Source organism: Halorussus vallis (assembly GCF_024138165.1).
In the GTDB taxonomy this organism is placed as follows: Archaea; Halobacteriota; Halobacteria; order Halobacteriales; family Haladaptataceae; genus Halorussus; species Halorussus vallis.
Genome location: NZ_CP100000.1, coordinates 1,594,316 through 1,619,562, shown reverse-complemented (window position 1 = coordinate 1,619,562; position 25,247 = coordinate 1,594,316). Strand labels below are relative to the sequence as shown.

At 67.8% G+C, this 25,247-nt stretch carries 20 protein-coding genes; 11 read left to right on the top strand and 9 right to left on the bottom strand.

Going from position 1 to position 25,247, the window contains the following annotated elements:
* Positions 1 to 90 precede the first annotated feature (90 nt).
* The gene (locus NGM07_RS08335; protein WP_253519380.1) at positions 91 to 1,419 is read right to left on the bottom strand and encodes an outer membrane protein assembly factor BamB family protein; all 1,329 of its coding nucleotides are present in this window, start codon (positions 1,417 to 1,419) and stop codon (positions 91 to 93) included.
* Between the two features lie 155 nt (positions 1,420 to 1,574).
* On the opposite strand from NGM07_RS08335, the gene NGM07_RS08330 reads away from it, so the two are divergent.
* Positions 1,575 to 2,486 (top strand): isoaspartyl peptidase/L-asparaginase, encoded by a 912-nt coding sequence (locus tag NGM07_RS08330; RefSeq protein WP_253519378.1) that lies wholly within the window; start codon positions 1,575 to 1,577, stop codon positions 2,484 to 2,486.
* A gap of 305 nt (positions 2,487 to 2,791) precedes the next feature.
* On the opposite strand, the gene NGM07_RS08325 is transcribed toward NGM07_RS08330, so the two are convergent.
* Positions 2,792 to 4,234 carry a hypothetical protein gene (locus NGM07_RS08325; protein WP_253519376.1) on the bottom strand — a complete coding sequence of 481 codons (1,443 nt, stop codon included), beginning with the start codon at positions 4,232 to 4,234 and terminating at the stop codon, positions 2,792 to 2,794.
* Positions 4,235 to 4,533: 299 nt separating this feature from the next.
* Here NGM07_RS08325 and map point away from each other — a divergent pair, with 299 nt between their 5' ends.
* Positions 4,534 to 5,430 carry a type II methionyl aminopeptidase gene (map, locus tag NGM07_RS08320; protein WP_253519373.1) on the top strand — a complete coding sequence of 299 codons (897 nt, stop codon included), beginning with the start codon at positions 4,534 to 4,536 and terminating at the stop codon, positions 5,428 to 5,430.
* A 699-nt stretch (positions 5,431 to 6,129) separates the two neighbouring features.
* On the opposite strand, the gene NGM07_RS08315 is transcribed toward map, so the two are convergent.
* From NGM07_RS08315 to NGM07_RS08305, 3 genes are all read right to left on the bottom strand, one after another.
* Positions 6,130 to 6,330, bottom strand: coding sequence for a DUF7835 family putative zinc beta-ribbon protein (locus tag NGM07_RS08315; protein ID WP_253519370.1), 201 nt, complete (start codon positions 6,328 to 6,330; stop codon positions 6,130 to 6,132).
* A 200-nt stretch (positions 6,331 to 6,530) separates the two neighbouring features.
* Entirely contained in the window at positions 6,531 to 8,177 is a 1,647-nt protein-coding gene (locus NGM07_RS08310; protein ID WP_253519368.1) for a TrkH family potassium uptake protein, read from the bottom strand.
* Positions 8,177 to 8,854, bottom strand: coding sequence for a potassium channel family protein (locus tag NGM07_RS08305; RefSeq protein ID WP_253519365.1), 678 nt, complete (start codon positions 8,852 to 8,854; stop codon positions 8,177 to 8,179). The genes NGM07_RS08310 and NGM07_RS08305 overlap by 1 nt, the downstream gene beginning before the upstream one ends.
* 406 nt (positions 8,855 to 9,260) lie before the next feature.
* Between NGM07_RS08305 and NGM07_RS08300 the strand changes: the two genes are divergently transcribed.
* Positions 9,261 to 9,806 (top strand): HIT family protein, encoded by a 546-nt coding sequence (locus NGM07_RS08300; protein ID WP_253519362.1) that lies wholly within the window; start codon positions 9,261 to 9,263, stop codon positions 9,804 to 9,806.
* On the opposite strand, the gene NGM07_RS08295 is transcribed toward NGM07_RS08300, so the two are convergent.
* Positions 9,803 to 10,225: a winged helix-turn-helix transcriptional regulator gene (locus NGM07_RS08295; protein ID WP_253519359.1), complete on the bottom strand. Its 423-nt coding sequence runs from the start codon at positions 10,223 to 10,225 to the stop codon at positions 9,803 to 9,805. The genes NGM07_RS08300 and NGM07_RS08295 overlap by 4 nt on opposite strands.
* Positions 10,226 to 10,536: 311 nt before the next feature.
* On the opposite strand from NGM07_RS08295, the gene NGM07_RS08290 reads away from it, so the two are divergent.
* From NGM07_RS08290 to NGM07_RS08280, 3 genes are all read left to right on the top strand, one after another.
* Positions 10,537 to 11,448, top strand: coding sequence for a cation diffusion facilitator family transporter (locus tag NGM07_RS08290; RefSeq protein ID WP_253519357.1), 912 nt, complete (start codon positions 10,537 to 10,539; stop codon positions 11,446 to 11,448).
* An 80-nt stretch (positions 11,449 to 11,528) separates the two neighbouring features.
* Entirely contained in the window at positions 11,529 to 14,024 is a 2,496-nt protein-coding gene (locus tag NGM07_RS08285; RefSeq protein WP_253519354.1) for a methyl-accepting chemotaxis protein, read from the top strand.
* Positions 14,025 to 14,189: 165 nt separating this feature from the next.
* Positions 14,190 to 15,392 (top strand): plastocyanin/azurin family copper-binding protein, encoded by a 1,203-nt coding sequence (locus tag NGM07_RS08280; protein WP_253519351.1) that lies wholly within the window; start codon positions 14,190 to 14,192, stop codon positions 15,390 to 15,392.
* 286 nt (positions 15,393 to 15,678) lie between these two features.
* On the opposite strand, the gene NGM07_RS08275 is transcribed toward NGM07_RS08280, so the two are convergent.
* Positions 15,679 to 16,929, bottom strand: coding sequence for a tRNA (N(6)-L-threonylcarbamoyladenosine(37)-C(2))-methylthiotransferase (locus tag NGM07_RS08275; protein ID WP_253519349.1), 1,251 nt, complete (start codon positions 16,927 to 16,929; stop codon positions 15,679 to 15,681).
* A gap of 482 nt (positions 16,930 to 17,411) precedes the next feature.
* On the opposite strand from NGM07_RS08275, the gene NGM07_RS08270 reads away from it, so the two are divergent.
* Positions 17,412 to 18,167, top strand: a complete 756-nt coding sequence (locus NGM07_RS08270) for a mechanosensitive ion channel family protein (protein ID WP_253519347.1) — start codon at positions 17,412 to 17,414, stop codon at positions 18,165 to 18,167.
* Between the two features lie 220 nt (positions 18,168 to 18,387).
* Here the strand turns inward: NGM07_RS08270 and deoC are convergent, their stop codons facing one another.
* Positions 18,388 to 19,029: a deoxyribose-phosphate aldolase gene (gene deoC / locus NGM07_RS08265; RefSeq protein WP_253519344.1), complete on the bottom strand. Its 642-nt coding sequence runs from the start codon at positions 19,027 to 19,029 to the stop codon at positions 18,388 to 18,390.
* A 406-nt stretch (positions 19,030 to 19,435) separates the two neighbouring features.
* On the opposite strand from deoC, the gene NGM07_RS08260 reads away from it, so the two are divergent.
* Both NGM07_RS08260 and NGM07_RS08255 read left to right on the top strand, forming a co-directional pair.
* A complete protein-coding gene (locus NGM07_RS08260) occupies positions 19,436 to 20,416 on the top strand; it encodes a ribose 1,5-bisphosphate isomerase (protein ID WP_253519341.1) in 981 nt (326 codons plus the stop codon).
* 118 nt (positions 20,417 to 20,534) lie between these two features.
* Positions 20,535 to 21,140, top strand: coding sequence for a DUF302 domain-containing protein (locus NGM07_RS08255; RefSeq protein WP_253519338.1), 606 nt, complete (start codon positions 20,535 to 20,537; stop codon positions 21,138 to 21,140).
* Position 21,141: 1 nt separating this feature from the next.
* Here the strand turns inward: NGM07_RS08255 and NGM07_RS08250 are convergent, their stop codons facing one another.
* Entirely contained in the window at positions 21,142 to 22,179 is a 1,038-nt protein-coding gene (locus tag NGM07_RS08250; RefSeq protein WP_253519335.1) for a glycosyltransferase family 2 protein, read from the bottom strand.
* Positions 22,180 to 22,264: 85 nt separating this feature from the next.
* Between NGM07_RS08250 and NGM07_RS08245 the strand changes: the two genes are divergently transcribed.
* On the top strand, positions 22,265 to 23,695 hold the full coding sequence (locus NGM07_RS08245; RefSeq protein ID WP_253519333.1) for a sulfatase-like hydrolase/transferase: 1,431 nt from the start codon (positions 22,265 to 22,267) through the stop codon (positions 23,693 to 23,695).
* Between the two features lie 415 nt (positions 23,696 to 24,110).
* On the top strand, positions 24,111 to 25,241 hold the full coding sequence (locus NGM07_RS08240) for a glycosyltransferase family 4 protein (RefSeq protein WP_253519330.1): 1,131 nt from the start codon (positions 24,111 to 24,113) through the stop codon (positions 25,239 to 25,241).
* Positions 25,242 to 25,247 lie beyond the last annotated feature (6 nt).

Genomic DNA, 25,247 nt, shown 5'->3' with positions numbered 1-25,247 from the left:
CGGCTGTTCGCCGCCTCTTCGTCGCCCGAAATCCGAGTCGCTCAAGCGGAGTCGGGGTCTACCGTCGAAAAAGCGGACCGCCCGGTTTCCTCAACAGTCGCCTTTCGAGTCGCCGTCGTCCGACCCGTCGTCCTGATTTCCGCTATCGCTATCGTCGGACTTCGACTGCTCCGAAAACACAGTCACGTAGGTTTCGGAAGCCGTGTAAATCCGCCCGTAGGCGGGCATGAGCGGCCCCTGTATCTGGGAGTCGCCGTCGTCCCGTTCGCCAGTCACGTCTGGGAAGTCTCGCTCGGCGATGAGATCGCCCGTCGCCGGGTCGCGCACGTGTACCTCGTCGTGCGCATCGCTGTCGATGCTGTCCGAGTGGTCCTTCTTATCGACCGAGTAGTACAGTATGTCGCCAGCGACGGTCGGCCTCCCCGTGTTCGTTCCGACCTGCACGTGCCACCGTTCCTCGCCGGTCTTGGCGTCGTACGCGTGTAATGTCCCGTCGATGGTGACGTAGACCGCCCCGCCGCCGACCGTCGGTTCGGTCACGTCGGACTCGGGGTACTCCTGTTTCCCCGCCAACTCCCACCCGTCGAACTCGTAGATGTAGAGCGTCCTCGTCGTGGCGACGAAGAGTCGACTCTCGGTCGCGGTGATACCCGCGATGTCTTTGGAGAACGAATCGCGATTCCAGACCAACTCGCCGTCCTCGAGGGCGTACGCGTACACCGTACCGCCGTCTCCGTCCGTCGACTTGCTGACTATGACCTTGCCGTCCGCGACGACGGCGGGTCCGCGCACGTCCCGTTTCCACTGGACGCTCCCGTCCGCGCGAGACACGACTCTCGTTCGGTCGCCGCTTGTCACGAGGTACTCGTCCGTGACGGTGAGGTTCTCGCCGCCGTGCTCGACGGACCACACCTTCGTCCCCTTCGCTGCGTCGAAGGCGAGAGTCCGCTTCTCTCGGCTCGCGTAGAGGACGCCGTCGGCGACGGCGAGTCCCGAGGCGTTGAACGAGTAGCCCTCTTGATACGGCGGAAGGTCCGCGGACCACTGCTCCTCGCCACTCTCTGCGTCCAGGGCGTGCAACGTCTCTCCGCTTGCGGGCCACCCGGAAACCACGTAGACCGTGTCGTTCGCTACGATCGGCCTCTCGACGAGGTCTGCCTCACCTTCGAACACCCACTCGCCGGTCAACTCTCCCGTCGGACCGTCCGCGTCGGCGCTGTAGTTCGTGTTCCCCGCGTCGTAGCCGACCTGCGGCCACGCGTTCCGGTCCCAGTCGACGCTGGTATCGGCGTCGAGGTCCGTCGTCGCTTCCGTACGGAACTGTTTGGCGACGGCGGTGGAACTCCCGGACAGGCCGAGCGCGGCGGTCCCCGCGAGGACGGCACGACGGTCGAGTCGCACGTCTTCGTCGTCGGACATGTTACGGGGCTAACTGAGGGCGTGATGCGTAAATACGGATTTTGGCGGTCAGAAGCTCTATCTAAGTGGAATTTCGTGCTGAGAGAACAGTGGCGGCGGCGCGGATTCGACCGAGGACCGCGTGAACTAAGCGCCGCGCCTCGGAACCAGCAGTCATGAAGGTCATCGTCCACGGCGGCGCGGGCAGTGCCCCCGACGAACCGACACCCCGACAGGAAGTCCTCCGCGAGGCGGCCGACGCCGGCGCGGCCGAAGCGTCGGTCGTCGACGCCGCGGAAGCCGCGGTTCGCGTCCTCGAATCGTCGCCCCGGTTCAACGCGGGCGTCGGCGGCGCGGTCCAGAGCGACGGCGTGATTCGCACCGACGCGGGCCTGATGACCAGCGACCGCGAGGCGGGCGCGGTCTGCTCGATGCCCGGCGTCGAACACGCCGTCAGCGCCGCCCGCGTCGTGATGGAGGAGACGCCCCACGTCCTCGTCAGCGGCGAGCGCGCGGTCGACCTGGCCGCCGACTTCGGCGTCGAAACCGACGTCGACCTCTGGACCGAGGACTCCCGCGAACGGTGGGACGACCTCGACTCGACGCCCGACGGCTCTCCGAGCGAACACCTCGACTGGCTCCGCGAGAAGTTCGGGGGCTATGCGGCGACCAGCGCCCGCGACGACGGCGGCCCGAGTCCGAACCCCAAGGACCACGACACCGTCGGTGCGGTGGCGTACGACGGGGACGAGTTCGCGGCCGCGACATCCACGGGCGGCCGGTGGCTCGCGCTCGCGGGCCGGGTCGGCGACGTGCCCCAAGTGGGAAGCGGGTTCTACGCCGCGCCCGCCGGCGCCGCCAGCGCCACGGGCGCGGGCGAGGATATCGCAAGGGCCACGCTCACCCGGCGGGCGGTCGGTCACCTCGAATCGGGCCACGACGCCCGGCGGGCGGCCGACCTGGCTATCGAGGAGTTCGCCGAACTCACCGGCTCCTCGGCGGGCGTCATCGTCCTTGACCGGAACGGCGACACCGGCAGCGCATTCAACAGCGAGGCGATGCAGACGAGCGTCGGCGGCCCCGAGTGAACCGCCGACCCGGTTTCGAGACGTACCGCTGGCGATTCGCACAGATACGTCACTGACGCTTCGCGCACAGATACGTCACCGACGACGACTCCCGGACGCGCCGTTGGCAGGTCGGTTCCGAGATGCACTGCTGGCCGTCCGGCCTCGCGCGAAAGAAAGAATTCGAACCGACCGACGGACCGCCGTCGGTCGGGGCGACGAACCGGCGTCGCCGCGACGCCAGTTCGTCGCACCCCCACCGCGACGCCGCGTGACTGTGCGGCGTCGCGTCCAACTGTCTCCGTCTTGACTTCGCTACCGCGTCGTCAGACCTCGGGTGCGGCCATCTCGGCCGCTGTCGTGGTTTCCTGACCGGCGGCGGTGGTCGTCTGCTGGCCACCCGCGGTGGTGGTCTCCTGACCGCCCGCCGTGGTCGTCTGGTTGCCGCCAGCGCTGATGGTCACGTTCCCGGTCTGGCGCGCGTCGCGAGTGTAGACGCCGTGCGTGAACGTTCCCGTCGGGTAGTTCTGGATGGTGCTTCCCGAGACGTTGAACGTCACGGTCTTCTGACTACCGGCGCTGACCTGCACGAGTTCGGACTCGATGACCGACCCCGCGATGCGGTAGGACACCTGCTGGACGACTCGGCTCTGACCGTTGTTCACGATGGTCGCCGAGACGGTGTAGTCCTGGCCCTGCTGGACGTTCGAGGGCGCCTGCAGGTTCTCGATGGAGACGACCGCGATGTCGCCTTCCTCGAAGTTCACCGAGTCGGCGGACGCCGACTGGATGGTCGCGTTCTGGACGGTGATGCTACCGACCGAGATGCTGTCGATGGTCGTCCCCTGACCGCCGGCGGCGGCGGTCGTCGTCTCGCCGGCCGCGGCCGTGGTGGTCTCCTGAGCCATGGTCGTTTCCTGACCCATGGTGGTTTCGGCGCCACCCGCGGCGGCGGTCGTGGTGGTCTCCTGCGCGAGCGCGGCCTCGGTGGTGGTTTCGCCCGCGGCGGTCGTCGTCTCTTCGGCCATCGTCGTCTCGGCGGCCGTGGTCGTTTCCTCGGCCGCGGCCGTCGTGGTCGTCTGGGCGCCACCGCTGATGCCCTGGACGTTCACGATGGTCAGCGTCTCGATGGTCATCTCCTGGACGTCCGCGGTCTGGATGGTCGCGCTTTCGAGGCTGACCGAACCGACCTGCTGAGTCGTCTCCTCAGCGGCGGCGGTCGTGGTTTCGGCCTCGGCCTCGGCCGTGGTGGTTTCCTGCGCCATGGTGGTCTGTGCGCCACCCTCGGCTTCGGTGGTGGTTTCCTGCGCGAGCGCGGCCTCGGTCGTCGTCTCGGCGGCCGTCGTGGTCGCCTGACCGCCGCTCTGCGACCGGACGTTCAGGTTCTCGACGGTGAGCCGACTGACGTTCATCTGCTGAATCGTCAGGTCCTGGACGCTGGCCGACTCGACCGACGCGTTACCCGTCAGCGCCTGGGCGAGCGTCCCGTCGTTGGTCCGGACGTCCTGGACCGTGACGTTCTCGAACGCGAGCTGCTGGAGTCGGACGTTCCGGAGCGTCGCGTTGTTGAGCGTCTCGTCGCGGCTCTCTATCTCGACCGTGTCCACGTGTAGCTCCTGGATGGTCGCGTCGTTCACCGTGACGTTGCCCAACTGGAGTTGGTCTACGGCCACGTTCTGAAGCGTTACCCCGCTTTCCGCGTTCGCTGACTGCGACGAGCCTCCGAGCGTCGCTAGCGGGACGCCAGCGAGCAGGAGGAGTGTCGCCATCACTACTGCACCGGTCTCACGTTGCATATGCGCCCCATCATATTCCGCTGACGGCAATAAACGGGGCCAACCGTTTCGAACTGTTTGCCGCGTTGACGGCCTATTACCCGCGTTAACCGCCGTGTTACGAATTCAGTACGTCGGCCCTAACCGGCTGGGTGACACGTGGCCTCTCGGACAGTTCTGCCGCGAGACGGCGCGTCGATGGATGTGCGTGGTGTTAACAGGCAGAGATAGAAATCGCGGGCCGGTGCGGTCGAGTCAGAAACTCTTTCCTGCGCTAGAGCGAACGGTGAACCATGAGCGAATCCGAGGTCGACCTCGACGCCGAGAAGTACGAGAAGCACCGCGAGGCCGGCGAGATACTCGCCCAGGTCCGCGAAGAGGCCGCCGACCGCGTCGCGGTCGGCACCGGCCACCTCGAAGTCGCCGAGTACGCCGAGGACCGCATCCGCGAACTCGGCGCCGAACCGGCCTTCCCCGTGAACATCAGCATCGACGAGGAGGCGGCCCACGCTACCCCCGCGGCCGACGACGACGCCGAGTTCGGCGAGGAGATGGTCAACCTCGACATCGGCGTCCACGTCGACGGTTGGATCGCCGACACCGCCATCACGGTCGACCTCTCGGGCAACCCCGACCTCGCGGAGGCCAGCGCGGAGGCCCTCGACGCCGCGCTCGACGTGGTCGAACCCGGCGTCGAAACCGGCGAGATCGGCGCCGAGATAGAGTCGGTCATCGACGGCTACGGCTTCAACCCCGTGGTGAACCTCTCGGGCCACGGCCTCGACCAGTACCAACAGCACACCGAACCCAACATCCCCAACCGGGCGGTTTCCCAGGGCATCGAACTCCAGGTCGGCGACGTGGTGGCTATCGAACCGTTCGCCACCGACGGCACCGGGAAGGTGACCGAGGGCAACAAGGAGCAGATCTTCGCGCTCGAACACGAGGGGTCGGTCCGCGACCGGCAGGCCCGCAAGGCCCTGGAGCAGATTACCGAGGAGTTCAGGACGCTCCCGTTCGCCACCCGCTGGCTCGACGTCCCGCGCGCGGAGATGGCGATGCGGCGGCTGAAGATGGCCAATCTCGTCCACGGCTACCCGGTACTCAAGGAGGACGACGGCTGTCTCGTCAGCCAGAAGGAACACACCGTCATCGTGACCGAGGACGGTTGCGACGTGATCACGGAGTAGCGCCCGGGGTTCGGCGCGTCGGAGTCCTTCGCGTCGCGGTCGACGACCGTCGACCGCGACGCGAAACGCAGTTCCTCGTCGGCGTCGACTCCGACCAGGGTCGACGCCGGCGGGTGCAGGCGGTGAGTATCGAAGATAAGCACGCCCGAACCGGAGCGGGTCGCGGGTTGGCCCGCTCCTGAATCGCGGAACGCTTCTTCCGGACGTGGTCCCGGTCCGGCGGTGGCGAACGTTCCACCGGTGGCCGCACCTCGCACTCGCACGCCTCCGCGGAGGCGTGCGAGTGCGAGGTGCGCTACGAACGAAGGCGAGTTCCTGACTCCTCGAACGAAGGCAATTTTCGAACGCGAGCGGAGTTTCGGACCCAGATGGAGATTCGTGAGCGGGACCGAACGACGGCTCCGCGAGTCCCGCCGTCGCTCCGAAAACCGAATCCGCGAACTCGGCCGACGACCGAACTCCGGACGGGACGATTCCCCGGCCGTACCCCCGGGTCTAGACCCTGGAGTGTTCGGACACCCACTCTGAGTCGACCGCCGAGCCGACGGCTCGGCGGTCGACTTCTGGAAAAGCGAAGACGGTCCGTTCCCCCTCCGACCCCACTCGACGCGGCGTCCCGACGTCCGGCGGTCTTCGACGACGGTTTTCGTTCGCGCGGGGAGCGACGGTCTGCGTCGCGGCGGTACGTGCGCGAGTCGCTTACGCGTTGTTCATCCGCTGGCTGCTCGTCTCACCGCACACCTGACACTCGGTGACGCGGTAGGGCTCGCGCGAGAACTCCGCGTTCTCTCGCTTCTGGCTCTCGGTGCGAATCTGGACGGACACCTCGTGAGGCGTGTCGCGTCCGCACTCGTCGCACGATTCGGTGATGGCCTGGAAGTTCTGATTTTGTGTAGCCATTGTGACCTTCCACTCAGTATCTTCTTGTGCTGATATGAGCATAAAAACCCCCCTCCGTTGGGTGTCGTTCGAACCGTTCATTACGTTCCCGTCTATCGATTTTACTTCGGAAATCGGCGAGATGCGGTGAAACAGTTTATAGGACCATTAGATTAGGTAATGAAACAAAAACCGGCCGGAACGGCCGGAATGTTTATATATCACCTGCGGGGCTGGAGTCCGAAGAGCGCCGACCGCAGAAAGACGAGTACCGGGATGATTTCGAGGCGTCCGACCCACATGTTGAGGAGGAACATCCCCTCCGCGACCGCCGGCATCTCGGGGCCGGTGATGCCCGTCGAGAGGCCGACGTTACCCTGGGCGCTAGCGACCTCGAACAGCGCGTCGGCGTAGGTGAAGTCGGGTCCGACGACGTCGACGAGGATTACGCTGCTGCTAATCAGCAGGATGAGCCACAGCATGCTCACGATGGCCGCCTCGGAGAACTCCCGCTCCATCTGGTTGCGGCCGAGCACCCGCTCGCCGATTCGCACGTTCGCGATAGCCGATGCGGGGAGGAACACCCGGGAGAACTCCCACTGGATTCCCTTGCTGATGGTGTAGCCCCGGATGATCTTGATGCCCCCGACCGTGCTCCCCGCCGCCCCGCCGAGCACCATCGCGAAGCTGACGATGAGCTTTCCGCCCGCGCTCCACAGCCTGATGGGCGCGGACTGGAACCCCGTGCACGTGAGCGCGCTGACGAACTGGAACGCCGAGTCTCGGAAGGCGTCCGAGCGGCCGTCGAAGGCCGCGGTCGCGAGTTGGGGTGTCAGCGCGTTTTGTAGTGTAAGTGCCGCGACACCCACCGCGAAAAGAATCAACAACCACCGCGTCTGGAGGTCGGCGAACAACGCCCTCGGATCGCGCTGGGTGAGCATGAGGTAGTGGATGGGGAAGGCGATGGCTCCGAGCGTCATGATGGGCAACAGCACCGTCTCGACCAGCGGCGAGTCGTACGACGCGATGGAGTTGTCGGTCACGCTGAACCCGCCGGTCGAGAGCCCGGTCATCGCGTGGTTGAGCGCCTGCCAGAACGCGGTCGGGGCCGACAGCGGTTCGGTCCACATGATGGCGCCGAACAGCACGACGATCGCGATCACGGTGTACGCCAGGAATATCCGCCAGACGGTCTGGACGGTGTGGATGATGCTCGGGTGGATGCGCTCCTCGCGGGTTTCGGCCTGGTAGAGGGTGTAGCTCCCGCTGCCGGGACGGGCGAGGATGGCGGTCGTGAGCACGATGACGCCCACGCCGCCGACCCACTGAATGAGCGAGCGCCACCACTGGATGGCGTGGGGGAGCGACGGTTCGTGAACCGCCATCGTGAGGCCGCTCCCGGTCCACCCCGACATGCTCTCGAAGAGGGCGTGGAGCGGATTCTGGAAGTAGGCCAGACTCGACAGCGTCGCCGCCGAACCGACCCGAATCGGCTCCCAACCGGACGTGTCGACGCCCGCGGGGACGTAACTCGCCATCACCTCGGGCGGCGTGAGGTGGGCCGCGAAGAGGAACGGCAACGCCCCGAACACCGCGGTTGCGAGCCATCCGCCGGCGGCGATGACCATCCCGTGTTTCATCTTGGGGTTCGGGGCGTCGTCGAACGCGCTCCGGAGGGTCGCGCCGACGACCGCGGTCACGCCGCCCGCCAGCAGGAAGGCGAGCGCGGGATACCACTCGCGGAAGACGACCGCGACGCCGATGCTGAGGGCCATCAGTCCCGCCTGCATCAGTACGAGCGCCCCCACGTCCCGGAGGATGGTGGCGAGGTCGGCGGGCACGCCGCGGACGGTAGGACGACGGGTCATCAGTCGTGGTCCTCGTAGTGGCCGAACACGTCCGTCACGTCAGGCGTCGCGCCGAACTCGGAGAAGACGGTCACGAGGTCGCCCGCCCGAATCCGAGTTTCGCCGCGGGGAGTCAGGACCCCGTCGTCGCGCTCGATGGCGACCACGAGGATGCCGTCCTCGAACAGGCCCTCGCCCGCGGCTTCGGAGAGTGTCTTGTCGGCGACCGGCGCTTCGGCCGCGACGGTGATCTCGAACACCTCCGCGCGCTCGCCGACCCGCATGTAGTCCTTGATGGACGGGCGCTTGACCGCCCGGTAGAGGTACTCGGCGATGAGCCGCTGGGGGTTCTCGATGACGTTCACGCCGATCTGGCGGAAGATGTTCATGTGCTCGGGGTTGTGGACCACCGAGACGATGGAGGGGATTTCGAGTTCCTGGCCCAGCAGGCTCACCATGATGTTGGTCGCGTCGTGCTGGGTCGTGGCGATGAGGGCGTCCGCCCGGTCGCCGCCCGCCTCCTCCAGCGTGTCGAGGACGGTCGCATCGTCGTTGAGTACGAGTGCGTCGTACTCTGCGGCCGCGGCGTCGGCTCTCGCGGGGTCCTTCTCGATGACGACCACGTCGTTGTTGTCCCGGGTCGCTACCTCTATGAGCTGTGACCCGATGCTCCCTGCGCCGACGATGATGAGATACATCCGTGTACCCCGTAGGAAGTCCGTCGTTTGAAAAGTTACCTTTCTTCGCGCCCGAGCAGGCGTGCGGTGGCCGTTCCGGCGACTTCGACCGCTCCCGTTCCGCACGCGAAGTTCGTTCGGCTCCGTTCGCCGGTTCGTTTCACCGCCGCGGTCACGGTTCCGCGCCGTTTCGCCGATTTACGCTCCGCGAAACGAGACGATACGGGTCGGAAACGACGGTTGACTCGGGCTAACCGCGCGAAACGAGTCGTTCCACCGCCGGAAGCGTTGAACTAAGTGGCCGCGAGAGGGACTGGGAGTCCCGGGCTCGGCCGTATCATCGTTCGCAATCTCGGGCGGACACGTCGTCCCGGTTCGCGCGCACCGAACCGCTGAGGATTAAGACCGTCGCGCTCCATCCGGGGACATGGATCAGATCTTCGCCCCGTGGCGCATCGAGTGGGTCGAGCGCGGCGACGACGAGGCCGAAGTCGAGGGCTGTGTCTTCTGCGAGTTCTTCGACGGCGACGACGACCGCGAACACCTCGTGGTCGCCCGGAGCGACCGGGCGTTCGTCATGCTCAACAACTACCCCTACAGTCCGGGCCACGCGATGGTCATCCCGCGGGACCACACCGGCGACTACCGCGCGCTGGACGAGGCGACCCTCCTCGACCACGCCCGACTCAAACAGCGGACCTTCGACGCGCTCGATTCGGCCTTCGGACCCGACGGCTTCAACGCTGGATTGAACCTCGGGGAGGGCGCCGGCGGGTCCATCGACGACCACCTCCACACCCACGTCGTCCCGCGCTGGTCGGGCGACACCAACTTCATGCCGGTCATCTCGGACACCAAGGTCGTCGTCGAGGCGATAGACGAGAGCTACGACCGACTCCGGGCGGCCTTCGCCGAGCAGGACGATGCGGCGGTTCCCGAGGACGACGAGCGCGCGATTCGGTTCGACTTCTAACAGTCGCAGGCGCACTCCGGCGCGACTTCCGACGCCATCGGACAGTCACCGTCCGGACACTCGACCACCTCGACCAGCGACTCCACGTCGTCCATGACGGCCGCGAGTCGCTCGCCGTGGTCGGTGAGTCGGTACGTCGTGGTCGGCGGCGACGTGGCGTGAACTTCCCGTTCGACGAAGCCGAGACACCGCAGTTCCCCCAGTCGCTCCGAGAGGGTCTTGGCGGTCACGCCGTCGAGTTCGCGCTTGAGGTCGTTGAACCCGCGCTCGGAGACTCCGAGCGCGCGCACGACGTGGAACGCCCACTTCGACCCCAGCACGTCCCGGACGGCGTGCCACGTTCGCTGCCACTCGCGGTCGGGGTCGGCGTCGTTCGAGAAGAGCGAACCGCCGTCGACGGGGCGAGAGTCGTCGGTCATCGTCTCTCCTTGGAAGCGCGCCACCTTAAGCGTCTGCGGGCGGTTTCCGCACAGAAACCGCCTCGCGGTGAGGAAACTCAGTTCCTCTCGGGAAGCTGACTCGTTTATCCCGTCGGCGCCCGTAGTCCCAACCGCGATGTCGAACCAGTGTTGCACCACCGACCGACGGACAGACGCGAATCGAACCGACGCCGACCGGACCACGACTTGCGAAATCGTCGTCGACTGTTGCTGCTGCGGGCCGGGGTGCTGTTAGTCGCGGCCGGCGAAAGCGACACGCCCTTGACCCGTCGGTACCAACACGAGAACCCATGTCCCGGAGGACCGTCGTCCGCCGGGTCGGCGCGCTCGTGCTGGCGGTCAACCTCCTGCTCGTCGCGGCCAAGGGCGCCGTCTGGTGGACGACCGGCAGCCTCGCCGTCGGCTCCGAGGCGGTCAACAGCCTCGCCGACGCTGCCTACAGCCTGGTCGTCCTCGCGGGCCTCTACCTCACCACCAGGCCGCCGGACTTCAGTCACCCTCACGGCCACGAGCGCATCGAACCGTTCGTCTCGCTGTTCGTCGCCGTCGGCGTGTTCGCCGCCGGCGGCGCGGTGCTCTGGCGCGCGGCGACCTCGATTCTGTCGGGCGACGTCGTCGTCACCACCGGGCCGGCGGCCGTCGTCGTGCTGGCTGGAACCGCCGTCATCAAGTTCGGCCTCTACCGGTACTGCCTCTCTCGGGCCGACGAGACGCGGTCGCCCGCGGTGCGCGCGACCGCGCTCGACAACCGCAACGACATCCTCACCGCGAGCGCGGCGCTCGTCGGCGTCGTGGGCGCCCGGTTGGGCTTTCCGATACTCGACCCGCTCGCGGCGACCGTCGTCGCGGTATCCATCCTCTACACCGGCCTGGAAATCGTCCAGGACAACGTCGACTACCTCGTCGGGAGCGCGCCGCCCGACGACCTCCGCTTGACCATCATCCGCCGGGCGCTCGCCCACCCCGACGTCGAGGGCGCCCACGACGTCATCGCCCACTACGTCGGCCCCGAGATAGACGTGAGCCTCCACATCGAGGTCGAGGGCGACCGCACGCTCCGGGAGGCCCACGACATCGAAACCGCCGTGGTCGAGTCCATCCGGGCGCTCGACGAGGTCGACGACGTGTTCGTCCACGTCGACCCCAAGGAACTCGGCGAGTGGAAGGACGACGCGTCGGTCGACCGACTCGTCGATAGCTGAATTTCCGCCGAACTTAGATAGTAAATCGGGAACTACCAGCGTACCGAAGGTTATACGTCGGTGAAACCGACACCCGGCGTATGGAAATCGACCCGCGGAACAGCTACACGGCGAAGGTCGTCGTCGGCCTCGCCGTCGTGTTGCTCGTCGGCGGCACCGTCGGCGCGTACACCTACACGAGTACGAACGACCAGGTGCGCGCCCAGAAGGAGGCCACGCTCGGCGGGCAGGCGGTCGTCCAGGCCGACATCGTCGACACGGCCGTCTCCGGGCGGATGGAGGACACTCGGCGGTTCGCCAACAGGGCGTACGAGATCAAGACCGCGGTCCAGGATAGTGCGAAGGAGCGCCGGGACATCCGGTCGTTCGTCCAACGGCAGGCCGAACTCTCCGACGCGGTTCGGCGGCTTCACTACGTGAACTCGTCGACGGGCCGCATCGAAATCAGCTCAGACGACACCTACGAGGGCGAGGCAATCGCCGAACTCAACTACGACGTGCCGACCGCGGCGCTCGAAGAGCGCGAGTCGGTCGTCACGCTCCGGTCGAGCGTCGAGGGCAAGTCGTGGGTGTTCTTCGTCCCGGTCGGAAACTACTGGATGGTTTCGGAGGTTTCGGTCGCCGCCGTCACCGACCGGTTCCACGCCGTGATGGAGGGCACCCGGACGCGCGTGGTCAACGCCGACGGCGTCGTCGTCCTCGACACCGAGAGCGGGTCGGCGGTCGGCACCCAGCACGTCGCGGGCGACGGCGCCGACTCGCCCGCGGTGACGGCCGGCCTCGCCGGCGACGCGAACACGACCGTCCTCGCGGCCGAGCAGGCCGGCGCGGGCGAGCGCGTCGTGGTCGGCCACGACGCCATCGAGGGCGCCGACTGGGCGCTCGTGACCTACGCGCCGCCCGCCACCATGTTCGCGGTCGCCCAGTCGGTCGGCCAGCAGATTCTGGTGTTGCTCGGCGCAGTCGGCCTGCTGCTCGTCGGCTTCGCCGTCGTCGTCGAGCGCCCGACCGTGAAGGCGGTCGGCGTGCTCTCGAACCACGCCGAGGCGCTTCGGCGGGGCGAACTCGACGCGGCGGTCGAGAGCGACCGCGGCGACGAAATCGGCGACCTGTTCCGAGCGTTCGACCGGATGCGCGAGGACCTCCGCGAGCGCATCGCCGAATCCGAACGCGCCCAGTCGCAGGCCGAGGAGGCCCGCCGCGAGGCCGAGCGCCAGCAGGAGGACGCCGAGGAGGCCCGAAGGGAGGCCCAGCGGGTCAACGAGCACCTCGAAGCCAAGGCCGAGGAGTACGAGACTGCGATGGCCGCGGCCGCCGACGGCGACCTCACCGCCCGGGTTTCGCCCGACAGCGACAACCGGGTCGTCGAGTCGATGGGTCGGCGGCTGAACGACCTGCTCGGCGAACTCGAAGCGACGGTCGCCGAGGTCGAGGCGTTCGCCGACGAGGTGATCGCCGGGACCGAGCAACTCGCGGCCGGCGCGACCGAGATCCGCGACGCCGGCGAGGAGGTCGGCGAGGCGGTCGGCACCATCAGCGAGGGGACCCACGAACAGCGCGACCGCCTCGGCGACGTGGCCAGCGAAACCAACAACCTCTCGGCGACCATCGAGGAGGTGGCCTCGACCGCCGACTCGGTGGCGACGACCGCCCGCGAAACCGCCGACCGGGCCGAGTCGGGCCGCACCGCGGCCGAGGAGGCCGTCGACGCCATCGAGGACGTCGAGGACACCGCCGGCACCGCGGTTTCGGAGGTCGACGAACTGGTCGAGCGCATCCACGCCGTCGGCGACATCGTCGACATCATCTCGGACGTGGCCGAGCAGACCAACCTGCTCGCGCTCAACGCCAACATCGAGGCCGCTCGGGCCGAGTCCGGCGGCGAGGGCTTCGCGGTGGTCGCCGAGGAGGTCAAGAACCTCGCGGAGGAAACCCAGACCCACGCCGACGACATCGAGGCTCACATCGAGGCCATCCAGGACCAGACCGAAACCACCGCCGACCGGATGCGGACCGCGCGCGACGAACTCGGCGACGGCGCCGACACCGTCGGAGACGCCCGCGACGCGCTGCTCGCGGTGGCCGACAGCGTGGAGGCGACCAACACGGGCATGCAGGACATCAACGCCGCGACCGACGAACAGGCCGCCAGCACCGAGGAGGTCGCCGCGATGGTCGACAACGTGACGGAGGCCGCCGACCGCACCGCCGACGAGACAGAGCGGGTGGCCGCCTCCGCCCAGCAGCAGACCGCGGCGCTCAACGAGGTCACCACGGTCGTCGAGGAACTCGAAGGGAAGGCGGCGGACCTCGACGCCGCACTCGCACAGTTCGAGGTGGCGGCCGAAGGGGTCGACCGGGCCGGACGAGCGGGCGGCGTCTCCGGGGGCGAAACGACCGATGACGTCGCGCCCGAATCGTCCGACGACCCGGTGGGCGACCGCACGCCGGTCGCGAAATCGGTCGCCGGCGGTTTGGAGGACGCCGGCGACTCGGCGGGCGACGACGAGGACTCCGACGCCTCGCTCGAAGACGACTTCGAGAAGGCGACGCCCGTCTCCTCGGACGACGACTGACCCCGAAAAGACGGAATCCTAACTTTTTCGTCCGGCCGATGCAACGATTGCCGGAAGTTTGTCGAAATGGGCGACGGTCGTTCGACGCGTCTCCCGACGAACCCGATTCTCACGGCTCGAAAACGAGGTGGACGACTTTTACCTTCGAAGGTGGGACTCGAAAACATGGTCCCCCCGAACCGGGACGTCGCGGATAGACGAACCGTACTCCGAGCGAGCGCGTCGGCCCTCGCGGTCGGCGCACTGGCGGGTTGCGTCGGAAACGCCCGCGAAGCCATCGGCGCCGGCGGCGAAACGACGACTCGAACGACGACCGCGGGCGACGGGCCGACGGCGACCGTCGCCGTCGGTCCCGACGGGAAGTACGTCTTCGCCCCCGAGACGCTGGTCGTCCCGCCCGGCACCACCGTTACGTGGGTCTGGAAGTCCGACACACACAACATCGCGGTCGAGACCAAACCCGACGGGGCCGACTGGACCGGCACCGAAGAGGAGAGCGGAGCGACGTACGACGCCGGCCACGAACACAGCCACACCTTCGAGGTCAAGGGAACGTACGAGTACGTCTGCGTGCCACACGAGACGATCGACATGAAGGGCGAAATCGTCGTCTCCGGAACCGTCGACGAACCGACCGCGCGCGAGGCGACGACCGAAACCGCCGAAGAAACTGAAACCGGAAAAGAAACCGAAACCGGCGAGGAGGCCGAGTACGCGACCGAGGCCGACCTCCCCGTGAAGGTCGGCCCCGGCGGACGCCTGACGTTCGAACCCGGCACCGACCGACCGCTGGCGGTCGACCCCGGAACCACCGTCCGATTCGTCTGGGAGTCTGACAACCACAACATCGCCGTCCACGACCAACCCGACGGCGCCGAGTGGCAGGGAACGCCGGGCGACTACGGCACGGTCTACGACCGGGGATACGAGTACAGCCACACCTTCGAAGTCGAGGGGACCTACGAGTTCGTCTGTATCCCCCACGAAACCGCCGGGATGGTCGGTACCATCGTCGTCGGCGACCCTCCCGCGGAGACGACCGGCCAGAACACCACCGACTCGGCCACCGCGGATTCCCTCCCCGTGAAGGTGGGTCCCGGCGGAGGCCTGACGTTCGAACCCGCCGAGTTGACCGTCACGTCCGGGACCACGGTCGAGTGGGTCTGGGAGTCGGATTCCCACAACGTCGTGGTCGAGTCCCAACCCGAGGGCGCGAACTGGGAGGGGACGCCCGGCCCGTCGTCGAAGATGTACGACCAAGGCTACGAGTACACCCACACCTTCGACGTCCCGGGCACCTACGAGTTCTTCTGCCAGGCCCACAAGGCCGCCGGAATGCGGGGGACCATCACGGTCACGGAGGAGTAGGCGACGGGGCAACCAAACCCGCCGCGGGGCCGCACGGCCCCGCGGCCGACCCGAGCGACGACGAGTCGATCAACCGCGAGTGACGAGTGACTCACCGACCGGCAGTAACGGCCCGCTACCGGTTCCACGAGGTGAGACTGAAAGGGGCCGTTCAGTCACGCGGGTTATCGCGGCTCACAACGAGTTGGTCCGAATTTTCGGAGTTGTCACATTCGCCGTCTTTGCGGTTGCTCCTGCGGACGAGCGACCAGAATCGTCTCGAGCGAAAACGGGAACCTCGACCCTCTCAGACCGGTTCCCCGAACGCGTACACCGTGCTGTGGCCCGTAATCTCGACGTCCACGAAGTCTCCGACCTCGATCCCGTGCTCGGGGGCGTTCCGGACGATGACCTGTCGGTAGGCCTCGTCGTAGCACTTCACCGAGTCGCCCGTCCCGGGTTCGACGACCAGCACCTCGTGGGTTTCGCCGACCATCGCGTCGTAGGCGTCGGCGACGACCTCCATCTTGAGGTCGGTCATCTCCTTCGAACGCTCCTTCTTGAGCGTCCCACCCAGCCCCTTCATGTCGGCGGCGTCGGTGCCGGGGCGCTTCGAGAAGCGCGTGACGTTGATCTTCTCCGGGCGCGTCTCGCGCAGGAGCGCGAGGCTCTGGGCGTGGTCCTCGTCGGTTTCGGTCGGGAAGCCGACGATGAAGTCGGTGCTGAGCGTCCAGTAGTCGAGGTGTTCGTCGAACGTCTCGACGATTTCGACGTACTCGTCGACCTGGTGCTGGCGACGCATATCTCCGAGCACGTCGTTCGAACCGGACTGGACCGGCGCGTGGATGAAGTTATAGAGCTTCTCGTTCTCGGCGAACACCTCGGCGAGTTCCTCGCGGATGCCGTGGACGCCCTTCGGGTTGGCCATCCCCACGCGAACCCGGAAGTCGCCCTCGATGTCGCAGATGCGCGAGAGGAGTTCGTGGAGCTTTCGCTCGCCCTTGTCCCAGCCGTAGACGCCCGTGTCCTGGCCGGTGATCCGAATCTCCTTCGCGCCGGCGTGGACGAGCGCCCGCGCCTTCCTGACGTTCTCTTCGACCGGTGGGGAGTCTATCTTGCCGGTCGCGCGCTTGGTGATGCAGTACGAACAGTCGGACATGCACCCGCGCGCGATGGGGAGGATGCCGATGACGCCGTCGAGGACGGGTTCGGCGTCGGGCGTCGTGGTCGGACACTCCCCGTTGGTGACCGCCGTCGGAACCTCGTCCCAGTGGAGCACGTCGGCGTCGACGCCGGCGCTCTGGAACTCCTCGCCCTGGGCCAGCGCCATACAGCCCGTCACGATGAGGTCGGCGGTTTCGTCTTCGAGTTCTTTGGCCCGGGTGAGCATGTTGCGCTCGGTCTTCTCGACCACCGTGCAGGTGTTGAGAATCGCCACGTCGGCCGCGTCGGGGCCGTCCACCCGGTGGTGGCCGGCGTCGCGGAGCCGCCGCTCTATCTCGCGGCTCTCGCCCCGGTTGGACGTGCAACCGTAGGTTTCGATGTGATAGCGGGCCATTCGCTGTGGAGCGTTTCGGCTACGCGGCCAAAAACGCGACGGTCCGGGCCGGAGCGACGTGCGAACCGTTGGCGAGGAAAGTGAGCGTTTCACTCTCCGGTGCTCGGACACGTTCGCGGGGACTCGTCCCGCCGCCGGCGGCCGCCGGTCGCCGGCGGCGGTCGTGGCAGGAGCGTGACTTGATAACTGAAACCGGTTGCGCGGGCGAATCGGAGACGCTCCTTGCGGTTCTCGGACGCGAACGCTCGGCTCGACGCTCTGCGCCGGAGAAACGTACGATACTCGATAGTTTCACGTTCCCCCGAGTCGGAGTCGACCGGCGGTCGCGCGACTGTCAGGTTGAAGACGTGTATCCGAACGCGAACTCCCGAACGCCGTCTCGAACGCCGCTCCCGGCGAATCTCGCTCCGAACGGTCAGCACCAAATAACAAACTACCCCCGTGCTCTGTCTCCGATGCCGAAACGGCACTATCGAGAACCCATGAACGTACCACAAATCGTACTTCAGGCGGACGGCGGACCGTTAGGAAACCTACCGGGATGGCTCGGCAACGCGCTCTCGGATATCGTGGCGGCGCTCCCGCGACTCCTCGGCGCGATAGTCATCCTGATAATCGGCTGGATCGTCGGCGCGGCGCTCGGGAAGGTCGTCGCCGGCGTCGCGGACAGGATCGGACTCGACGGCTACGCACGCGATACCCCGCTCGGTCGGATGATGGGCGGGTCGCGCGACGCGCTGTCGAACTTCCTCGGGAAGGTGACGGCGTGGTTCATCTACGCGCTCGCCATCCTGGCGGCGGCGAACACGCTCGCCATCCCGATTCTCTCGCAATGGATCGCGACCGCGGTGTCGTACCTCCCGGCGTTCATCGCCGGCCTGCTGGTCATCATCGGCGGGTTCATCGTCGCAGACTTCATCGGCGACGCAATTAACCGGACCCGCGCGGCGGCCCAGACCGCCTACACCCAGTACTTCGCGACCGGCGTCCGGATGTTCCTGTACTTCACCGCGGTCGTCATCGGCCTCGACACGATGGGTATCGACGTCCAGATACTCTACCTGTTCGCGCGGGCGCTGGCGTGGGGCCTCGCGGCGGGACTCGCGCTCGCCATCGGCATCGCGTTCGGGTGGGGCGGCCACGACTACGTCGCCAACCACATCGGCGAGTGGGCGGGCCGGGCGCGCCAGGGCGCGCCGACCTCCCAGTCGCAGTCCGAGACGACCGGCGACGACTGAACCGCGTAGCGACTTCGGTCGTACGGTAGACACGGCGGACGCGGCGCGTCGACGCGCCGCGTCCGCCGCGACGATGCGTAACGAACCCTTTCTGCCGCTTCGTACTTCCGGACGCGGGGCTATCTCGGGTCGAGAAGATAGTGTTGGGACGGGTTGCGGTGCCCGGACGAGTTGCGGTGTCCGGACGGGTCGTCGGGTTTCGTCCCGACGGGCCGCGCGGTCAGTAGTTCTCGCGGAAGTCCTCGACGATTTCGACGCCCGAACTCGCGCCGATGCGCTCGGCGCCGGCGTCGAGCATCGCCTTCGCCTGCTCGTAGTTCCCGACGCCGCCGCTGGCCTTCACCGGGAGGTACTCGCTCATCAGTTCGACATCCGCGACCGTCGCGCCGCCGTCGGCGAATCCGGTAGAGGTCTTGACGAACGCGGCGTCGGCCTCCTTCGCGGCCTCGCAGGCCGCGCGCTTCTCGTCGTCGGAGAGCAGCGCGGTTTCGATGATGACCTTGACGGGAATCGGCACCGCGGCGACGACTTCTTCGATGTCCTCGCGGACCGCCTCGCGCTCGCCGGCCTTCAGACGGCCGACGTTGATGACCATATCGAGTTCGTCTGCGCCGTCGGCGTCGGCGATGGCCGCCTCCTCGCGCTTCGCGGCGGTGGCGTTCTGGCCGTGGGGGAACCCGATGACGGTGGCGAGCGTGACGTCGGGAGTGTACTCGGCGGCCTCGGCGACGTAGCACGGCGGGATGCAGGCGTTCATGCCGTACTCCTGGGCTTCGTCGAGGATTCGCTTCACGTCGTCGAGGGTCGTCTCGGGACCGAGCACCGTGTGGTCTATCTTGGCCGCGAGGTCGGCTTCGTCCATGTTCCCGTGGTTTCGCTCGCGGGGGTAAAAATGGGGACGTTCGACTCGATGGGAGACGTTCCGAGCGGAGTCGGCTCGACGGGGTTGGACGAAGGGCACACCGTTTCTTCGACAGCAACGCATTCTCGACTGCACCGTAACCGCAACGCAGACCGCCACTTACACGACTCACATGAGTACCGCACCGCCACCGCGACTGCACGCCACACGCCTCCCCAACCGATTCCCTCACTCGCGCCTGCCGGCGCTCGTTCGGTCATCCCTCGCGCGAGGTTGGCGTGAGATGAACTCACGCCAGCACGCGCCACGCCGGCCGTGAAGATTCACGAGACGGCCCCAATCTTAACTCGTTCCACGAGCCTACTTCACCCGTTCACTTTTCCACTCCTGGCCCGTACGAGTTCCCATGACAACCTCCGAACCCGAAGTCCACCCGACCGTCGCGGAGGTCGCCGAGGACATCGCCGACATGGAGATTCGCGGCGCGGCGACCATCGCCGACGCGGCGGCCGAGGCGCTCACGGCCCAGGCCGAGGATAGCGACGCCGCCGACCCCGAGACGTTCCGCGCGGAGATGCGGGCGGCCGCCCGCAGACTCGTCGAAACCCGGCCGACCGCGGTCAGCCTCCCGAACTCCCTGCGGTACGTCCTCCGAGGGATGGAGGGCCAGACGGTCGAGAACCTCCGGGAGAGCGTCCTCGACAGCGCCGCGGAGTTCCGAACCGAACTCGACCAGGCTCAGGACAACCTCGGGCGCATCGGCGCGAATCGCCTCCGGGACGGCGACACCGTGATGACCCACTGCCACTCGACCGACGCGCTCTCGTGCGTCGAGCACGCCCTCGACCAGGGCAAGGACATCCGCGCGGTGGTCAAGGAGACCCGCCCGCGCAAGCAGGGCCACATCACCGCCCGCTGGCTCCGCGAGATGGGCGTCCCCGTGACGCTCATCGTCGACAACGCCGCCCGGCGCTACCTCGACGAGGTCGACCACGTGCTGGTGGGCGCCGACTCCATCGCGGCCGACGGCTCGGTCGTCAACAAGATCGGCACCTCCGGCCTCGCGGTCAACGCCCGCGAGCGCGGGGTTCCCATCATGGTCGCGGCCCAGACGCTGAAGCTCCACCCCGACACCATGACCGGTCACACGGTCGAGATAGAGATGCGCGACGAGCGCGAGGTGCTCACCGACGAGGAGGAGGCCGAGATCAACGGCGAGGTCGGCGCGGAGGGTCTGGCCGTCGAGAACCCCGCCTTCGACGTGACCCCGCCCAGGTACGTCGACGCCATCGTGACCGAACGCGGGCAGTTCCCGCCCGAGAGCATCGTCACGCTGATGCGCGAACTGTTCGGCGACCAGCAGGGCGGCGAGCCATGGGAGGAATGAGCCGGGCCGAAACGGGGCGTTGAACCCGCCGGAGACGGTGCGTCGGACCGTAACCCACGTTTCGTTCCCGAATCGGATTCATAACTAACGACCCGTCCGTCGTCGCTCGGCCCGAGCGATGCGAGAACCCGACAGACGCAGAATCCTCCGTGCGGCGCTCGCGGGCACCGGCCTCACCCTCGCAGGTACCTCGGCCGCACAGGACGACGGAGGGGGCGATTCGAGCGGCCAAGACGACGGCGGAAACGACGACGGTCCGGGAGACGACGACCAGAACGGAGACGATTCGACCGGCGATGACGACGACCCGGACGACGGCGATGACGATGACGACGATGACGACGGACTCGTCACCGTGGCTAACGACCGGAGTTTCGACCGGACCGTCGAGCGCATTATCGCGGACGTCCGGAACCGCGAGAACTTGACGCTCGTCGAGACGGTCGACCACGCGCGGAACGCCGAGCGAGTCGGCGAGGACGTCCGACCGGCGACCCTGCTCGTCTTCGGCGATTCGGCCCTCGCCGCGCGACTGATGCAGGCCAGCCCGACCGTCGGCGTCGACCTCCCGCACAAACTACTGGTCTGGGAGGACGACGGTTCGACGTACGTCACCTACGACGACCCCGACTACCTCGCGGACCGCCACGACGTCGACGACCTGGAGGGACCGCTGAATCGACTCTCGGGGACGCTCCAGTCGCTGGCGACCGGCGAGGACTGACCTATCCGAGCGCGTCGGCCACCGCCATCCCGGGCCGGCCGAACACCGCCGCCGCCGCGTCCCGGACGTACTCCGGGCGGTCCTCGGGGGTGTGGTAGGCCGCGAGCGCGAGCGACGCCACCGCGGCCGCCGACCACGGCTTCTCTTCGAGGTGCTTGCGGCCCTGGCGGTAGTAGGTCTGGCGGACCGCGGTGGCCCTGACATCCGGGGGGAACCGCTCGTAGAGGTCGGCGTACTTCTCGACGAGGCGCTTGCGGCCCTCGACGTGGGCCCACGACGAGGAGAGCGGGTCGTCGGGCTTGCCCCGCTCGACCAGTACCTCGTCGACGTAGTCGAACTCGGTCCGGCGCGCGAGTTCTATCTTCGTGCCCGAGTCGTCGGCGCCGTGGCGGTTGCCCAGCGGGAGCAGGTCGGCCAGCACGCCGGCGTCTATCAGCATTGAGGAGGGAATCGCCGGGAAGGTGTCGATTCGGAGCGCGCGTTCGAGCGCGTCGCCCCGAATCGGGTCGTCGGGGCGAATCTCGCCCCACTCCTCGTCGGCGAGCGCGCAGTAGACGACCCCGACGTCGTCCTCGGCTTCGAGTCGCGGCACCTGGGCCGCGAACTTCCCTGGACGGAGTCGGTCGTCGTCGTCGAGCAACTGGACGTACGACCCGGCAGCGCGGTCGACGCCGAGGCTCCGGGCGGCCTGGGGTCCCCGGTCGCGCTTCTGGGGGACGTAGGTCCACTCGAAGTACGAGTCGTCGGCGACTTCGCCTGCGAAGTCGCCGACGACCGGGCGGGCGTGGGCCTCGCCCGACCCGTCGACGACGAGCAGTTCGACCGGCCGGTAGGTCTGGTCGGCGACGCTCGACAGCGCCGCCCGAAGTCGGTCGTTGCGGTAGTAGGTCGGTACGACGACCGAAACCGTCGGCCGGTCGGTCGTCTCTCGCCGATTCTCCGGGGGTGTCTCGTCCTCGTCCGTCCGGTCCTCCGCCCCCGCGGCCGCGTCGCTCGGTCGCGTCGCTCCATCGGTCGGTGTGCTTCCGTCTTCCCCCATCGTTTCCCGCGGGACGTTCGACGGTGGGCGACAAAACCGCTGTGCCGTCACCACTATGGTTTCCGCCGTCGTGACTCTGACGACCATGGGGTGGCGAACCGACGCGCTCGCGGCGGTAGACCGCGCGGCCGAACGCGGCCTCGCGGCGGAGACGAATCTCGCGGACACGTATCGAGAGCGACGCGCCGACCGGGAGTTCCGCGAGCGCCCGACGCCCGCGACGTGGGCGTCGGGCGCTCGCGAACGGTCGAGGGAATGGCGAAACGACGCACCGGACCACGTCGTCGTCGTGGTCGTCGACTGCCTCCGCGCCGACGCGCTCGGCGCGCCGACGCCGTTCCTCGACTCGCTGGCGGGGGGAGACGCCCTCGCGCCCTCGACGTGGACGTTCCCCTCCGTCACGTCGCTGCTGACGGGGCGGTACCCCCACGACCACGGCGCGATTCGCCGCACCGACGACTTCGCGAACTCCGTGGCCGACATGACCGGCCTGCCGCCCCGGAGCGAGGTGCCGACGCTCTCCGAGGGGTTCGCCGCCGCGGGTTACGACATCTACGGCGGGTTCGGCATGCTGGTCCCGTTCCTCGCGCTCTCGGGGCGCTTCGCCGAGCACCGACTCGGCGAGGGCGCCGCGGCCGACGACGTGCTCGGCGAGCACCTCTCGTGGCTCGCCGAGCGCCCCGAGGGCCGGACCTTCTCGTACCTCCACCTCGCCGACCTCCACGAACCACTCGCTCCGCCCGAGCACTACCTGTGGGCTCACGACGTCGACGACTCGATTCCGGGAATCCGCGAGTGGCGACACGAGGACGTGGTCGAGTCGACCCCGGCGGTCGAACGCTACCGCGAGCACCGCCGTCGGCTCTACCGCGCTTGCGCCGAGTACGTCGACAACCGCCTCGGAGCGTACCACCGGCGAGCGAGCGACCTCGCGGGTGACGATTTGGGGCTGGTGGTCGCGGGCGACCACGGCGAGGCGTTCTGGGAGCGGTCGCGCCACGCCGCCGCGAACTTCGCCGACCCCCGGCCGGCCTACTCGGTGGGCCACGGCGGTCCACCCTACGAGGCGGTGACTCGCGTCCCGCTCCGGACCGCGGGCTTCGACGGCGAATGGCGCGTCGATGGGGCGCCCGCCTCGCTGGTCGACGTCGCGCCGACGCTGGCCGACGCGGCCGGGTTCAAACTCCCCGAGGCCGCGGGTACGTCGCTGTTCGACTCGCCGGCCGCCGACCGGACGCTGCTCGTCGAGAGCGCGCGCTACGGTTACGAGAAGAAGGCGGCTTACGCCGGGGAGTGGAAACTGGTGGTGTCGAAGGGCGACGACTACGCCGAGGGCTTCGCGCTGTCGGCAGGCGAGTCAGGTTCGGCGGTAGAGACGGCCGAGATTCCGCCGGCGGTGGAGTCGTCGCTCCGCGACGCGCTGCCGGCGTTTCCGGACGGCGACCGGGGCGAGTCGGGCGACGCCCGGACGAGTCGCGACGTGGAGCGCCGGTTGGCGAACCTGGGCTATCGGTAACGCGTGGTTTCTCGGCGAGTGGCTCTGTCGGTTCAGTTGGGGGCTGGACTGTGACCGCTACTCGCACTCCACGCCGAAAGCGGAGGAGTCCAAGTCCTCGTCCGTGGGTCACGGCGCGCGCTGGCGCGGCTCGCGGTTTGAGCCGCGCCTTCATGCGCGAAGGAGTCGGTTGGGGAGGCGTGTGGCTATGGCGGGGAGGCTACTCATGTGAGTCGTGTAAGTCGTGGTCGTGGTAGTTGCAGTTTCGTCGTGTGATTGTAGTGGTCACACCTGATTCCACGAAACCCGTGAGATACGAACCGCACGAAGGAGGCCCGCAGGCTTAACTACCGGCGGGTCGTCCATCCCACGGCACCGATTTCGGGGATTGAGGGCCCCTCTCCTCGCTCTCTCGACGTTTCCGACACGACAGTCAATGGCTCGAATCGCAGTCGCACACACGGACTTGATGGCGAAGGGCGGCGGCGAAGGCGTCTGCATGAACGTCCTCGAAGCGCTCCAGGAAGACCACGAGGTGACCCTGCTGACGCTCACGCCGCCGGACCTGACGGAACTCAACGACTACTTCCGGACCGACGTGCGCGACGTCGCCGTCGACCGCCCGCCGCTGGTCGACGACTTCCTGGCGTGGCTCGACAATCCGCGGTACAACCTCCGGAACGCGCTACTCAACCGGTACGTCTCCGCCCGCCGCGACGACTTCGACCTCGCGTTCGGCACCGACAACGAACTCAGCGTCGCGGGACCGCTGGTCCAGTACGTCCACACGCCCCGGTTCGCCCGCCTGGTCGTCTCGAAGCGCGTCGGCGAGGATAGCTTCGCCGACCACGCCTACGACCGACTGTGTTGGCGACTCGGCGAGTTCGACCCCGAGGAGATTCGGGGAAGCGCCCTGCTCTCGAACTCCGAGTGGATGGCCGACGTGGTCCAGGACGCCTACGACGCCCGGCCGCGGGTCGTCCACCCGCCGGTCGACACCCGCGGATTCGGCGAGCGCGAGCGCCCGTTCGAGGAACGCGAGGACGGCTTCGTCACAGTCGGGCGCATCGCCGGCTACAAGAACGTCCTCGAAGACATCGAGATAATCGACCGGGTGCGCGACCGGGGCCACGACGTCCACCTCCACCTCGTCGGCCCAGCCTACGACGATGAATACACCCGCAAGGTGAAGCAGGCGGCCACCGAGCGCGACTACGTCTCCGTCGAGGGCGAACTCCCGCGCGAGGAGGTCGTCGAAACCATCTGCCGGCACAAGTACGGCCTCCACGGCAAGCGCCACGAGCACTTCGGGATGGCGGTCGCGGAACTGGTCGCGGGCGGCACCGTCCCGTTCGTCCCGGACAACGGCGGCCAGCGCGAGATCGTCGGGAGCGACGAACTGACCTACAGCACCGTCGAGGAGGCGGTCGAGTCCGTCGACCGGGTGCTGTCGGACTCCGAGCGCGCCCGCGAACTCCGGAGCGAGAGCGCCGAGATAGAGCGGCGGTTCGGCCGTGAACGGTTCCAGTCCGAGGTTCGGGAGGTCGTCGCGGAGGCGCTGGCCTGATTCTCC